The organism is Streptomyces sp. CA-135486 (genome assembly GCF_050936555.1).
Taxonomy (GTDB): Bacteria; Actinomycetota; Actinomycetes; order Streptomycetales; family Streptomycetaceae; genus Streptomyces.
In genome coordinates, this window is record NZ_JBNJMM010000001.1 from 3,075,915 (window position 1) to 3,089,450 (window position 13,536).

Sequence of the window (13,536 nt, forward strand, 5' to 3'; positions counted from 1 at the left end):
TGTGTTCCCGGTGTCAGAGCTGGCCGACGGATGTGACGCGCACGACGGCCCGGCCTTCCTCGTCGGAGGCCGCCAGATCGACCTCCGCGCTGATGCCCCAGTCATGGTCGCCGTTCGGGTCGGCGAAGATCTGGCGGACGCGCCACAGACCGTGCTCCGGATCCTCCTCGATCAGCAGCAGCTTGGGGCCGCGTGCGTCGGGTCCGGTGCCCAGGTCCTCGTACTCGTCCCAGTACGTGTCCATCGCCTCGCCCCAGGCGTCCTCGTCCCAGCCGGACTCGGCGTCCAGCTCGCCGAGCTCGCGGACGTGGTCCAGCGCGGCCAGTTCGACCCGGCGGAACATGGCGTTGCGTACGAGCACACGGAAGGCGCGGGCGTTCGCGGTGACCGGCTTGACCTCGTCGGCCTTCTCTTGGGCCTGCTCGGCGGTCTCGATCTCCGGGTTGGCCAGCTGCTCCCACTCGTCGAGCAGGCTGGAGTCGACCTGGCGCACCATCTCGCCGAGCCAGGCGATCAGGTCCTGAAGGTCCTCGGTCTTGAGGTCGTCGGGGATGGTGTGGTCAAGCGCCTTGTACGCGCTCGCGAGATAGCGCAGCACGATGCCCTCGGTGCGCGCGAGTTCGTACCAGGAGGTGAACTCCGTGAAGGTGAGGGCCCGTTCGTACATGTCACGGATGACGGACTTCGGCGAGACCGGGTGGTCACCGACCCACGGGTGCGACTTCTTGTAGACGTTGTACGCGTGCCAGAGCAGCTCTTCCAGCGGCTTGGGGTACGAGATGTCCTGGAGCCGCTCCATGCGCTCCTCGTACTCGATGCCGTCCGCCTTCATCTGGCCGACCGCCTCACCGCGCGCCTTGTTCTGCATGGCGGCGAGGATCTGACGGGGGTCGTCGAGCGTCGACTCGACCACGGAGACCATGTCCAGGGCGTAGGACGGGGACTCCGGGTCGAGCAGGTCGAAGGCGGCGAGCGCGAATGTCGACAGCGGCTGGTTGAGCGCGAAGTCCTGCTGGAGGTCGACGGTGAGCCGGATGGTGCGGCCCTCGGCGTCGGGCCTGTCCAACTGCTCAACCACCCCGCCGTCGAGCAGCGAGCGGTAGATGGCGATGGCCCGGCGGATGTGGCGCAGCTGCGCCTTGCGCGGCTCGTGGTTGTCCTCCAGGAGGCGGCGCATCGCCTCGAAGGCGTTCCCGGGCCGGGCGATCACCGAGAGCAGCATGATGTTGGTGACCCTGAAGCGTGAGGTCAGCGGCTCCGGCTCGGAGCCGATCAGCTTCTCGAACGTGGTGTCCGACCAGGCGACGAAGCCCTCGGGAGCCTTCTTCCTGACCACCTTGCGGCGCTTCTTCGGGTCGTCGCCGGCCTTCGCGAGCGCTTTCTCGTTCTCGATGACGTGCTCGGGGGCCTGGGCGACCACAAAACCGGCGGTGTCGAATCCGGCCCGCCCGGCGCGACCGGCGATCTGATGGAACTCGCGGGCGCGGAGAGTACGTACGCGATTGCCGTCGTACTTGGTGAGAGCGGTGAACAGCACCGTGCGGATGGGGACGTTGACGCCGACGCCGAGCGTGTCGGTACCGCAGATGACCTTCAACAGGCCTGCCTGCGCCAGCTTTTCGACCAGGCGGCGGTACTTGGGCAGCATGCCGGCGTGGTGCACGCCGATGCCATGGCGTACGTAACGGGACAGGTTCTGCCCGAACTTGGTGGTGAAGCGGAAGTTGCCGATCAGTTCGGCGATCTTGTCCTTCTCCTCGCGCGTGCACATGTTGATGCTCATCAGCGACTGCGCGCGCTCGACCGCCTGGGCCTGCGTGAAGTGCACGATGTAGACCGGCGCCTGCCTGGTTTCGAGCAGCTCGGTCAGGGTCTCCGTGATGGGCGTCGTGACGTACTCGTACGAGAGCGGGACGGGCCGGGTCGCGGACCGCACGACCGACGTCTCGCGGCCGGTGCGGCGGGTGAGGTCCTTCTCGAACATGGAGACGTCGCCGAGCGTCGCCGACATCAGGATGAACTGCGCCTGCGGCAGCTCCAGGAGCGGGATCTGCCAGGCCCAGCCGCGGTCCGGCTCCGCGTAGAAGTGGAACTCGTCCATCACGACCTGGCCGATGTCGGCGTGCTTGCCGTCGCGCAGGGCGATGGAGGCCAGCACCTCGGCGGTGCAGCAGATGACGGGGGCGTCGGCGTTGACGGACGCGTCGCCGGTGAGCATCCCGACGTTCTCCGTGCCGAAGAGCTTGCAGAGGTCGAAGAACTTCTCCGAGACCAGCGCCTTGATCGGCGCGGTGTAGAACGTGACCTGGTCATTGGCCAGAGCCGTGAAGTGCGCGCCCGCCGCGACCAGGCTCTTTCCCGAGCCGGTGGGCGTCGAAAGGATCACATTGGCCCCGGAGACCACCTCGATCAGCGCCTCCTCCTGAGCCGGGTAGAGCGTGATGCCCTGGCCTTCGGCCCATGAGGAGAAGGCTTCGAAGAGGGCATCTGGGTCGGCGTCCGGCGGCAGCTGATCGATAAGGGTCACGCCCCCATCTTGCCTGGCTTCACCCCGGATCAGGGAACCGGACGGCAACGGCAAGATCACGGGCGATACGCTGCCCTGTCAACTGGGCTTCACCACAAGAGCAATGGGGCGGGAACGCACATGATGGGACCGGCGCACTCTCTGTCCGGGGCGGCTGCCTGGCTGGGGGTGGGCGCGGCGACCGCTGCCGCCGGCCACCCGATGCCGTGGCCGGTCCTCGTCGTCGGAGCGCTGATCTGCGCGGGGGCGGCGCTCGCGCCGGACCTCGACCACAAGGCGGCGACGATCTCGCGGGCCTTCGGGCCGATCTCGCGCGGACTGTGCGAGGTCGTCGACAAGCTGTCGTACGCGGTCTACAAGGCGACGAAGAAACAGGGCGACAAGCGCAGGACCGGCGGCCATCGCACGCTCACCCACACCTGGCTGTGGGCGGTCCTGATCGGCGCGGGCACCTCGGCGCTCGCGATCACCGGCGGCCGGTGGGCGGTTCTCGCGATCCTCTTCATCCATCTGGTGCTCGCCGTGGAAGGCCTGCTGTGGCGGGCCGCGCGAGTCTCCAGCGATGTACTGGTGTGGCTGCTGGGCGCGACGAGCGCGTGGATCCTGGCGGGCGTACTGGACAAGCCGGGCAATGGCGCGGACTGGCTGTTCACCGCCCCCGGCCAGGAGTATCTGTGGCTTGGCCTGCCGATCGTGCTGGGCGCGCTGGTGCACGACATCGGCGATGCGCTGACCGTCTCGGGCTGCCCGATCCTGTGGCCGATCCCGGTGGGCCGCAAGCGCTGGTACCCGGTGGGCCCGCCGAAGCCGATGCGGTTCAGGGCGGGCAGCTGGGTGGAGCTGAAGGTGCTGATGCCGGTGTTCATGCTGCTGGGCGGGGCGGGCGGCGCGGCCGCGCTCGGGTACATCTAGCACTCGGGTACATCTAGCAGCGGGGAGGTCAGTCGGTCAGATCGGCGTGGGACCACACACTGCCGTTGTCGGCGACCAGCTCCACCCGGTCGACGGTGCTCGCCGAGCCGTACGCGATCCAGGTCGCGCGTCCGGAGGCCGGCACCCACCAGGCACCGCCATCACGGACCGTGCCGTCCTTCAGCACCAGCCGGCAGGAGTAGTGCCTGCCGGGCGGTGCGTCGCTGATCTGCATGACGACGACCCGCTCGTCGCCCACCTGGCTCGGTTCGACCGTGCCCACCGTGGACCCGGCGCGGGTGACGAGCCGCGCGCCCTGTTCGCTCGCGACGACGGCCGCCGGACCCCGGTCGACGACGGTCGCCGTCACGGCGGAGCCGATGCCTATCCCGACGGCCGCCGCCGCTGCCGCGAGCAGCAGGGGGACCCGGCGCGACCGGTGCGCAACAGGCTTCTTCACATCCAGCCGTTCAAGGACCCGGGCGTCGAAGCCGGCCGAGGGAGCGACGGCCGGCGCGGCGGGCAGCACGGCGTCCACGGCCCCCGAGATCTCCTGGTACGCCGCCCGGCACGACGGGCAGGCGCGCAGATGCTCCAGCAGCGCCGCCTGCTCGTCCGGAGCATCGCCGAGTGCCAGGGCGACCAGTTGCTCCTCGCCGAGGTGCCTATCGGTCACGGCTGTCCTCCTTCAGCGAGTCCCGCAGCCTGCGCAGGCCGGCCCGGATGCGGCTCTTGGCGGTGCCGAGCGGGATGTCCTCGTGCCGCCCGACCTCGGCGGCGGTGCACCCGCCGATGACGGCGAGCACAACGGCCCGCGCCTGCTCGGCGGGGAGCGACCGGAGCCGTTGCACGGCGCGTCTGCTCTCCAGGGCGAGGAGTGCGAGCTGTTCCGGTCCCTCGGCCTGGAGCGTCGCACCGATCAGCAGCTCCAATGTGTCCGACACGACGGGGGTGGGCCGCCGGGGCCGCACCGAGTCGATGGCCGCGTTGCGTGTGATGGTCAGCAGCCAGGTGAGCACGGACGCCCGCCGCGGGTCATAGCTTCCGGCGGCGCGCCAGGCCCGTACGAACACCTCCTGGCTGACGTCCTCGGCGAGGCCCGGCTCGCGCGTCACGGACAGCGCGAGACCGTACACCGCCGCCTGGAAGCGGCGTACGAACGCGGTGGACGCCGCCTCGTCGCCGATGGCGAGTCCGGCGAGGAGAGAGGCGTCGTCGGCCCGGTCCGCGCGCGAGAACAGCTCCACATCGCATACATACGTCACCACCCCGCCCAGGGATTGCATCGCCGCGCAATCCGATGCGAGGGCCGCTGCGTACAACGTGGGTCGAGAAGGGACGACCGGCCACCTATCCGCCACGGCCCGGGACCACCGCGGGGGTGGGTGCAGAGGGCCCGCTGATGGAGCCATGTCACCAGCGGGTCCTCACACCCTGTTCTCACCCGTGCCAGGACCGCCACAGCGCCGCGTACGCCCCGCCGGCCGCGACCAGTTCGTCGTGGCTGCCCAGTTCGCTGATCCGGCCCTCCTCCACCACCGCGATCACATCCGCGTCGTGCGCGGTGTGCAGGCGGTGGGCGATGGCGACCACCGTGCGGCCGTCCAGGACCCGGGAGAGCGAACGCTCCAGATGGCGGGCCGCCCGCGGGTCCAGGAGCGAGGTCGCCTCGTCCAGGACCAGCGTGTGCGGGTCCGCCAGGACCAGACGGCCCAGGGCGATCTGCTGGGCCTGGGCAGGGGTCAGCGCGAGGCCGCCCGAGCCGACCTCGGTGTCGAGGCCGCCGTCCAGCCCCCGCGACCAGGAGTCCGCGTCGACCGCCGCGAGCGCTGCCCACAGCTCCGCGTCGGACGCGCCCGTACGGGCCAGCAGCAGGTTGTCGCGCAGCGAGCCCACGAAGACGTGGTGCTCCTGGTTGACCAGGGCGACATGCTCACGTACGCGCTCCGCCGGCATCCTGGACAACTCGGCCGCGCCGAGCGTGATGCGGCCCGCCCGAGGGGAGTAGATGCCCGCGAGCAGCCGGCCCAGCGTCGACTTGCCGGCGCCGGAGGGGCCGACCAGCGCGAGCCGGGTGCCCGGCGCGACGGCGAGCGAGACCCGGTGCAGCACGTCCACGCCCTCGCGGTAGCCGAAGTGCACCTCGTCCGCACGCACATCGCGGCCGTCCGGCGCGATGTGCGCGTCACCGGCGTCCGGTTCGATCTCGCGTACGCCGACGAGCCGGGCGATCGACACCTGGGCGACCTGGAGCTCGTCGTACCAGCGCAGGATCAGATTGACCGGGTCGACCAGCATCTGCGCCAGCAGGGCGCCGGTCGTGAGCTGCCCGACGCTGATCCAGTCCTGAAGCACGAAGACGCCACCGATCAGCAGCACCGAGCAGAGGATCGTCACATGCGTCACGTTGATGACGGGGAACAGGACCGAACGGAGATAGAGCGTGTAACGCTCCCACGCGGTCCACTCCTTGATCCGCCGCTCGGACAGCGCCACCCGGCGTCCGCCGAGGCGGTGCGCCTCCACGGTCCGCCCGGCGTCCACGGTCTCCGCCAGCACGGCGGCGACCGCCGCATAACCGGCTGCCTCCGAGCGGTACGCGGACGGTGCCCGCCGGAAGTACCAGCGACAGCCGATCACCAGCACCGGAACGGCGACGAGCACGGCGAGCGCCAGCGGCGGCGCGGTCACCGTGAGCGCGCCGATCAGCAGGCCGGCCCAGACCACGCCGATCGCCAGCTGCGGCACGGCCTCGCGCATCGCATTGGCCAGCCGGTCGATGTCGGTGGTGATACGGGAGAGCAGGTCCCCCGTGCCGGCGCGCTCAAGGACACCCGGCGGCAGCCCGACCGACCGCACGAGGAAGTCCTCGCGCAGGTCGGCCAGCATCTCTTCGCCGAGCATCGCGCCGCGCAGCCGCATCAGCCGTACGAACACGGTCTGGACGACCAGCGCGAGCGCGAACAGCGCGGCGGCGCGCTCCAGATGGAGCTCGCGCGCCCCGTCCGCCAGGTCCTCGACGAGCCCGCCCAGCAGATAGGGGCCGGCCATCGAGGAGATCACCGCGACGGCGTTGACGAAGACCAGCAGCACAAAGGCCCTGCGGTGCCGCCGCAGCAGTTCGCTGACGTACGCCCGCACGGTTGCCGGAGTGCCGACGGGCAGGGTTGCCGCCGTCTCCGGGGCCGCCGGGTCGTACGCCGGTGGCGCCACGCCGATCATGCCGACTCCTCGATCTCTTCCAGGGCGTCCAGTTCGTCGATAACCGTGATGCCACCCAGCTGCTCTTCCTCGGTCTCGCGGGTGACGACCGCGCGGTAACCGGCGGTGCCGTCCAGCAGTTCGCGGTGGACGCCGACCGCCGCGACCTTGCCGTCGTGCACGAAAACCACCCTGTCCGCGTGGTCGAGCAGCAGCGGTGAGGAGGTGAACACGACCGTGGTGCGACCGGCCCGCAGACCCTTCACACCCTCGGAGATCCGCGCCTCCGTGTGCGAGTCCACGGCGGACGTGGGCTCGTCCAGCACGAGCACCTCGGGGTCGGTGACCAGCGAACGGGCCAGTGCGAGCCGCTGTCGCTGCCCGCCGGACAGCGAACGGCCGCGCTCGGTGATCCGTGTCCGCATCGGGTCGCCGTCGGCGTCCGTGGACGCCTGCGCGAGGGCGTCCAGCACATCGGCGCACTGCGCGGCCGCCAGCGCGTCCTCGGCGGACACCTTCCCGGAGGAGGGCACGTCGAGCAGCGCCCGCAGGGTGCCGGAGAGCAGCACCGGGTCCTTGTCCTGTACGAGGACGGCGGCACGCGCCTCGTCCAGCGCCAGCTCGTCCAGCGGCACCCCGCCGAGCAGCACGGACGCGGCGCCTTCCACGTCGGCGGCCGGGTGTCCGCCGAGCCGTTCGGCCAGCAGTCCCGCCGCGTCCGGGTCGCCGCACACCACGGCGGTGAACCGGCCCGCGGAGGCGACGACGCCGGTGGCGGGGTCGTACAGATCGCCGCTCGGACGCCCGTACTCCACGTCGGAGGGCTCCGTCGTGCGGCGCAGTGCCAGTACCCGCGCGGCACGCTTGGCGGAGGGCCGCGAGAAGGAGTACGCCATGGCGATCTCCTCGAAGTGCCGCAAGGGATACATGAGCAGCGTCACCGCGCTGAAGGCGGTGACCAGTTCGCCGATCCCGATCCGGCCGGCCCGGGCGAGCCCGGCTCCGTGCCAGACCACCGTGATCAGCAGCAGGCCCGGCATCAGCACCTGGATCGCCGAGATCAGCGACCACATGCGGGCGCTGCGGACCGCCGCCCTGCGCACCTCCTGGGAAGCCTGCCGGTAGCGGCCGAGGAACAGTTCCTCGCCGCCGATGCCGCGCAGGACCCGCAGGCCCGCGACGGTGTCCGCGGCCAGTTCGGTGGCCTTGCCGGCCTTCTCGCGCTGGATGTCGGCCCGCCGGGTGGCGCGCGGGAGCAGCGGCAGTACGGCCAGGGCCAGCGCGGGGACGCCGATGGCGACCACCACGCCCAGCTCCGGCTCGTACAGAACCAGGCCGACGCAGACCAGGACCACCGTGACGGCGGCCGCGGCGAAGCGCGAGACCGCTTCGACGAACCAGCCGATCTTCTCCACATCGCCCGTGGAGACCGCGACCACCTCGCCGGCCGCGACCCGTCGGGTCAGCGCCGAGCCGAGCTCCGCCGCCTTGCCCGCCAGCAGCTGCTGGACACGCGCCGCGGCGGTGATCCAATTGGTGACGGCGGTGCGGTGCAGCATCGTGTCGCCCACGGTGATCGCCACGCCGCACCCGACGATCAGCGCGCCGGCGAGTGCGAGGCGGGAGCCGGAACGGTCCACGACTGCCTGCACGGCTTGGCCCACGCCCAGCGGCAGCCCGGACACACCGCAGAAGTGCAGCAGGCCCCAGGCCAGTGACGTGAGCTGTCCGCCGAGCTGGTTGCGCCCGAGCCAGAGCAGGAACCGCGGTCCGGACCTGGCGTCGGGCACACCGGGGTCGGGATACGGAAGATCGCGAATCTGCATGACGTTCCAAGGCTCGAAAGGACGGCGCAAACCGTGCAAGGTTCGCCTTTTGCAGCCGCGCTCCGCAATCGATTTTTGTGCGGCAGCACACACAACACGCCAAGATCGAACAACTCGCCCTGGCGCTGCGGACCCGTCGCACGCTTCACTCCTGACCCATGAGACGACGACAGATCATGTCCATGCTCGTCGGGTTGGGGCTGGCCGCCGGTTCGCTGCTCGGCGCCGGGCCCGCCTCAGCCGCCGACACACCTCCGGCGGAGTTCGGCAACGACTGGCACGATCCCGTCACCGCGGCGCCGCCCGTCTCGCGCCCGGATGCGGAGTCCTGTCAAGTGACGCTCGCCGAGGCGGAGTTCCGCGACTTCACCCCGTACAAGGGGAGTTATACGCCGCCGAAGGAGTGCGGTGAGAGCTGGAGCAAGGTGGTGCTCCGGCTCGATGGGAGCGTCAAGGGGCGGCAGTACGACCGGCTCGGCCATCTCACCGTCGGCGGCGTCGAGATCCTGCTCACCTCGACCCCGCAGCCCTCACCGGACGGCATCGCCTGGTCGGTGGAGAAGGACGTCACGCGCTACAGCGACACGCTGCGCAGCGCCCAGCCGGTCGAGATGCTCATCGGCAATGTCGTCAATGAGACGTACACCGGCATCTTCGACGTCAAGGTGACGCTGACCTTCTACGCGGCGAACGGCACGGCCAGACCTGCCGGGACGCCCGACAAGGTGCTTGCGCCGGCGGGCACTTCGCTGACCACACCGCGCAACTCGGAACGGATTCTCGCCGAGGTGTACGCGACCGGATCGGGCGGCGGCTGCGAGGAGTACTGGTACCTGACCGTCCCGGACGCCGCCCCGTACTCCTGCAGGGCCACCGGCGGCCCCTACCGCGAAGCGCAGATCAAGGTCGACGGAGAGCTCGCCGGAATCGCCGCGCCGTTCCCGACGGTATGGACGGGCGGCTGGTCCAACCCCTTCCTCTGGTACGTGATTCCGGGGCCGCGGGCCTTCGACATCAAGCCTATCGAGTACGACCTGACCCCCTTCGCCGGCCGGCTCAACGACGGCCGCCCGCACCGGGTCGAGGTCTCCGTCGCCGGAGTGCCGACCGGCCAGACCGGCTGGAGCACGCCCACCAATGTGCTGGTGTGGCAGGACGAAGCCAGCACGGTGGTCACGGGGGCGCTGACCCGCCACGAGGAGAGCACACCCGTCAACTCGGTGACGTATACGCCCGGTTCCGAGCACCGGCTCGACACAAAAGGCGCCCATCGGCTCACCGTCACCGGCTATCTCAACACCTCGCACGGCCGGGTCACGACGACCGTGAGCCGCACCCTCGCGAACACCTCGGTCCACCGCTGGACCGAGGGCGAGAACCTCGACGCGCTGAAGGGGAGCTGGCGCGACGACGAGAGGGTGAGCAGCGGGCGGCGGCTCACGGCCACCCACCGGACCTACACGATGGACGGCGTCACCACACTGGGTGCGGGGGCCCGGCTGCGTACCGTCCTCACCCTGGGGGACAGGGCCGACACCGTCGTCGCCCACGGCAGGAAGCGGCCGACGTGGGCACGGCTGGACGATACATACAGCGGCGATGCGACCTACACGGCGAATGTGCCGCGCGATCAGCGGCACGCGGTCGGCACGACGGCGGAGCGCTACCGGCTGCGGGGCTCCGAGGGCTGCTACGACCGCAGTCTGCAAACGGTCCAGGGAGTGGTGACCGAGGACCGGCGGCGCTGCTGAACCGAGGTGTGCGGGGCCCGGTTGAGGGGTGCCCGGGTCGAGATGTGCAGGTGGAGGCGCGGGGCCCGGCAGGCGCGAGCCGGGCCCCGACTGCCCTGTCAGACGGCGGGCTTGGCCGAGTCCACGCCGCTGCGGGACTTCCTCCACTCGCCGCGGGTGAAGTCCGGTATCTGCTGCGGGGCGCCCTTCGCCCTGATCGACGCATGGCTGAGTGGCACCGGAGCCGTCCAGGCCGCCGCGTCGTACACATCGAAGTCGGGCACCAGCCCCAGCTGCATGCACTGCATCAGCCGGAAGACCATGATGTAGTCCATGCCGCCGTGCCCGCCGGGCGGGTTGGAGTGCTCCTTCCACAGCCAGTGGTCCCACTCCGCGTAGGCGGCGAAATCGCCCCACTGGTCATTCGTGTGGTCGGGCTCCAGGTAGATCCGCTCCGGGTAGTCCTCGAAGACACCCTTGGTGCCGCCCAGGCTGTTGATCCGGCTGTAGGGGTGTGGAGTCGACACATCGTGTTCCAGGCGGATGACCCGACCCTTCGCCGTCTGGACCAGGCTGATGGTGCGGTCGCTCTCGATGTACGTCTCCTTCCAGCTCGGGTCGCCCGGCGGCATGTGTGCCTTGCGGTACTCGGACAGACCGAGGGCCGGGGTGCCGAAGCTGGAGATTCTCACGACCCGGTCACCGCGGTTGATGTCCATGTAATTGGAGACGGGACCGAAGCCGTGGTTCGGGTAGAGGTCGCCGCGCAGCCGGGTGTGCCACAGCCGGCGCCAGGGGCCCTCGTAGTATTCCGGGTCGAACATCAGGCCGCGCAGATCGTGGTTGTACGCGCCCGCGCCGTGCAGCAGATCGCCGAACTTGCCGGCGTGCGCCATGCGCAGCACGCGCATCTCGTTCTTGCCGTAGCAACAGTTCTCCAGCTGCATGCAGTGGCGTCTGGTGCGCTCGGAGAGGTCGACGAGCGCCCACAACTCGTCCAGGCGCATGGCGATCGGACACTCCACGCCGACGTGCTTGCCATTCACCATGGCGGCCTTGGCCATCTCGAAGTGGAAGTCCCATGGCGTGGCCACATAGACGAAGTCGACGTCGCCCCGCTTGCACAGATTCGCGTAGTCGTCCTCGCCGTTGGTGTAGACGGCGGGCGCGGCTTGACCGGCCTTGACCACCTTGGCGGCGGCGCTCTCCGACTTCGCCTTGACCGAGTCGCAGAGGGCGACGACCTGGACCCCGGGGAGGGCGAGAAAGAGGTCGATCATGCTGTCGCCGCGATTGCCGAGGCCGATGATGCCGACGCGTACGGTGCTGCGCCGCTCGAAGGGGACGCCGGCCATGGTGGGCCCCAGGCGGGGCGGGGTGGCTGCGGCTAAGTCCTCGCCCGGTGCGCCGCCCGCCGCGCCGCCCGCCGCGCCGCCCGCCGCGCCGCTCTCCGTGGCCGAGGCGGCGCCCGTGCCCAGCGCGCCGAGGCCCAGCCCCGCGCCCGCCACTCCGGCCGTGGTCCGCAGGACCGAACGACGGCTCACCGAGCCGTCGTCGCCGTCGGCCGTACCGGGGTTCTGCTGTGCTGCGTCGTTCATCGAGCCTCCAGGAAGCCGTCGTTGAGCTGACGTTGCGCGGCATGTTCATGAACTTCGGTAGGGACCTTGGTAGTTGGTGCTACTGATGCGCAAGGGCGGCGTTTGGACTCTTGGTCCGAACCCATGGACTCTTCTTCACGGCCGTGTCCGGCCCGAGGCACGGCCGTGAAGCGGCGAGGGCCATGGCAGGGGGCCACGCCGTACGGGGGCCGTAGGACGACTAGACGCATCCGGCCAGGCTGAGCAGTGCCACAATGGCCGAGTGGGCCCGGCCCGGTTGCCTGGGCCGGCTGCTCGATGACCGGCTGGTGGAACCTTCTACGCCTGGGCCGCAGCCTGGCACAGTGCATTGGACTGGCAGTCCGGAGGAGAACAGGATGCACCGTGACGACAACGCCGCCCGAACATCCCGACGACAACGATGGTGCCACCGATCTGAAGGCTCTGGCCGAACAACTCTCAGGCATTGAGCCGGACCTGGACCCGGACGACGAGTACGAATGATCGCCGTGGGCTCGGTCCTGCGTGACATCACCGCGTGGATCGACACCTGGAACGAGAACCCACTGCTCTTCTGCTGCCCGACCGGGCCGACCTCGAGCCCTGCTGGCCGGTCCTGCGCCGGTATTTCGGCGAGGTCCGGCCGGCCGCCACGATGCTGATGTGCGGTCTCGCCGATCCCCACGTGTTCGCGACCCCTATGAGGATGGCGGGCTGTCGTCTGCCACACGGGACGTCTGTCTGACCGCTTGCCGGAGCGCTTGCCGAACGGCCTGGATGGCGGGGTGCTGGCGGCTGCCGCGGCGTACGGCGGTGAACAGTCTGCGCGCCTGCTGGCCTGCTGGCAGCGGGTGCAAGGCCACGGCTGGCGGACAGCCCAGCCACACGAGGGCGGGCAGGAGGGCGGCGGCATGCCCCTGCTCAACGAGCCGCAGGTGAAGGTAGTGGTCGGTCGACTCGTAGCGCACATCGGGTTCAAATCCCGCATCACGGCACAGGGCCATCGACCAGCGGCGGGCGACCGTCCCCTCCGGTTCCATGATCCACGGGTGGTCAGCCAGCGCGCGCAGCGCCTGCTGAGGCGCACTCGAGTCGGCGTTGCCCGGTCGAGCCAGGTGCAGGGAGTCTTCGCACAGGTCCTCTTGCTCGAGTTCAGCGGGACGAGGGCTGGGATCGCCCGGGTATTCCACGTCAATGACCAGGTCGAAATCGCGCGCGAGCAACGCCGGTACAGCGCTTTCCCGCTCCATCTGGGTGACATGGACGCGCAGGAACGGATGGGCGTTGCGGAGAAGCGTCAGCGCCGTCGGGACGAGAGCCAGCGCAGCAGTTTGGAAGGAGGCGATGCGCATGGTGCCGACGAGGTCGGTCAAGGAGGTGGCGATGTCGGCTTCCGCCTGTTCGAGCCGCTCGAGCAGGGCTTCGGTGTGGGCGACGAGGATCTCGGCCTGCGGAGTCAGGCGGACGCGTCGGCCGACGGGCTCCAGGAGAGGGACCCCAGCTTCCGATTCCAAGAGCGCGAGCTGCTGGGAGATCGTGGAAGGGCTGTACGACAGAGCGGAGGCGACCGCGGCAAGCGTGCCGCGGTGTTTGAGCTCTCGCAGAAGGCGGAGCCGGTGTAGATCAAACATCAAGACCTCGAGAACAGTCGTTTTTCTCAATGAATATTGCTCGAAAACATGCACTAGAACAAGGGGCTATCTGTCGGCACAGTGGTCGCGTGCTGCAGAGCCGACCACCGC

9 protein-coding genes and 1 pseudogene are annotated in these 13,536 nt (G+C 69.9%); 3 read left to right on the forward strand and 7 right to left on the reverse strand.

What is annotated here, in order from left to right; genetic code table 11:
- Window positions 1-13: 13 nt before the first annotated feature.
- The gene (locus tag ACQEVG_RS13955; RefSeq protein WP_432982217.1) at window positions 14-2,527 is read right to left on the reverse strand and encodes a DEAD/DEAH box helicase; all 2,514 of its coding nucleotides are present in this window, start codon (window positions 2,525-2,527) and stop codon (window positions 14-16) included.
- 120 nt (window positions 2,528-2,647) lie between these two features.
- Here ACQEVG_RS13955 and ACQEVG_RS13960 point away from each other — a divergent pair, with 120 nt between their 5' ends.
- On the forward strand, window positions 2,648-3,439 hold the full coding sequence (locus ACQEVG_RS13960; protein ID WP_432982220.1) for a metal-dependent hydrolase: 792 nt from the start codon (window positions 2,648-2,650) through the stop codon (window positions 3,437-3,439).
- A gap of 28 nt (window positions 3,440-3,467) precedes the next feature.
- On the opposite strand, the gene ACQEVG_RS13965 is transcribed toward ACQEVG_RS13960, so the two are convergent.
- From ACQEVG_RS13965 to ACQEVG_RS13980, 4 genes are all read right to left on the reverse strand, one after another.
- Window positions 3,468-4,115 carry a hypothetical protein gene (locus ACQEVG_RS13965; RefSeq protein ID WP_432982223.1) on the reverse strand — a complete coding sequence of 216 codons (648 nt, stop codon included), beginning with the start codon at window positions 4,113-4,115 and terminating at the stop codon, window positions 3,468-3,470.
- Window positions 4,105-4,725 carry an RNA polymerase sigma factor gene (locus tag ACQEVG_RS13970; RefSeq protein ID WP_432982226.1) on the reverse strand — a complete coding sequence of 207 codons (621 nt, stop codon included), beginning with the start codon at window positions 4,723-4,725 and terminating at the stop codon, window positions 4,105-4,107. Before ACQEVG_RS13970 ends, ACQEVG_RS13965 begins: the two co-directional genes overlap by 11 nt.
- A 154-nt stretch (window positions 4,726-4,879) precedes the next feature.
- On the reverse strand, window positions 4,880-6,661 hold the full coding sequence (locus ACQEVG_RS13975) for an ABC transporter ATP-binding protein (protein ID WP_432982229.1): 1,782 nt from the start codon (window positions 6,659-6,661) through the stop codon (window positions 4,880-4,882).
- Window positions 6,658-8,466 carry an ABC transporter transmembrane domain-containing protein gene (locus tag ACQEVG_RS13980; RefSeq protein ID WP_432982232.1) on the reverse strand — a complete coding sequence of 603 codons (1,809 nt, stop codon included), beginning with the start codon at window positions 8,464-8,466 and terminating at the stop codon, window positions 6,658-6,660. Before ACQEVG_RS13980 ends, ACQEVG_RS13975 begins: the two co-directional genes overlap by 4 nt.
- 158 nt (window positions 8,467-8,624) lie before the next feature.
- On the opposite strand from ACQEVG_RS13980, the gene ACQEVG_RS13985 reads away from it, so the two are divergent.
- Window positions 8,625-10,217 (forward strand): peptide-N4-asparagine amidase, encoded by a 1,593-nt coding sequence (locus ACQEVG_RS13985; protein WP_432982235.1) that lies wholly within the window; start codon window positions 8,625-8,627, stop codon window positions 10,215-10,217.
- 98 nt (window positions 10,218-10,315) lie between these two features.
- Here ACQEVG_RS13985 and ACQEVG_RS13990 read toward each other — a convergent pair whose 3' ends face one another.
- Entirely contained in the window at window positions 10,316-11,794 is a 1,479-nt protein-coding gene (locus ACQEVG_RS13990) for a Gfo/Idh/MocA family protein (RefSeq protein WP_432982238.1), read from the reverse strand.
- Window positions 11,795-12,368: 574 nt separating this feature from the next.
- On the opposite strand from ACQEVG_RS13990, the pseudogene ACQEVG_RS13995 reads away from it, so the two are divergent.
- Window positions 12,369-12,539 (forward strand): annotated as a pseudogene (locus ACQEVG_RS13995) (Rid family hydrolase); the annotation flags it as partial.
- Here the strand turns inward: ACQEVG_RS13995 and ACQEVG_RS14000 are convergent.
- The gene (locus tag ACQEVG_RS14000; RefSeq protein WP_432985348.1) at window positions 12,493-13,425 is read right to left on the reverse strand and encodes a LysR family transcriptional regulator; all 933 of its coding nucleotides are present in this window, start codon (window positions 13,423-13,425) and stop codon (window positions 12,493-12,495) included. The pseudogene ACQEVG_RS13995 and the gene ACQEVG_RS14000 sit on opposite strands and share 47 nt — an antisense overlap.
- Window positions 13,426-13,536: the final 111 nt, after the last annotated feature.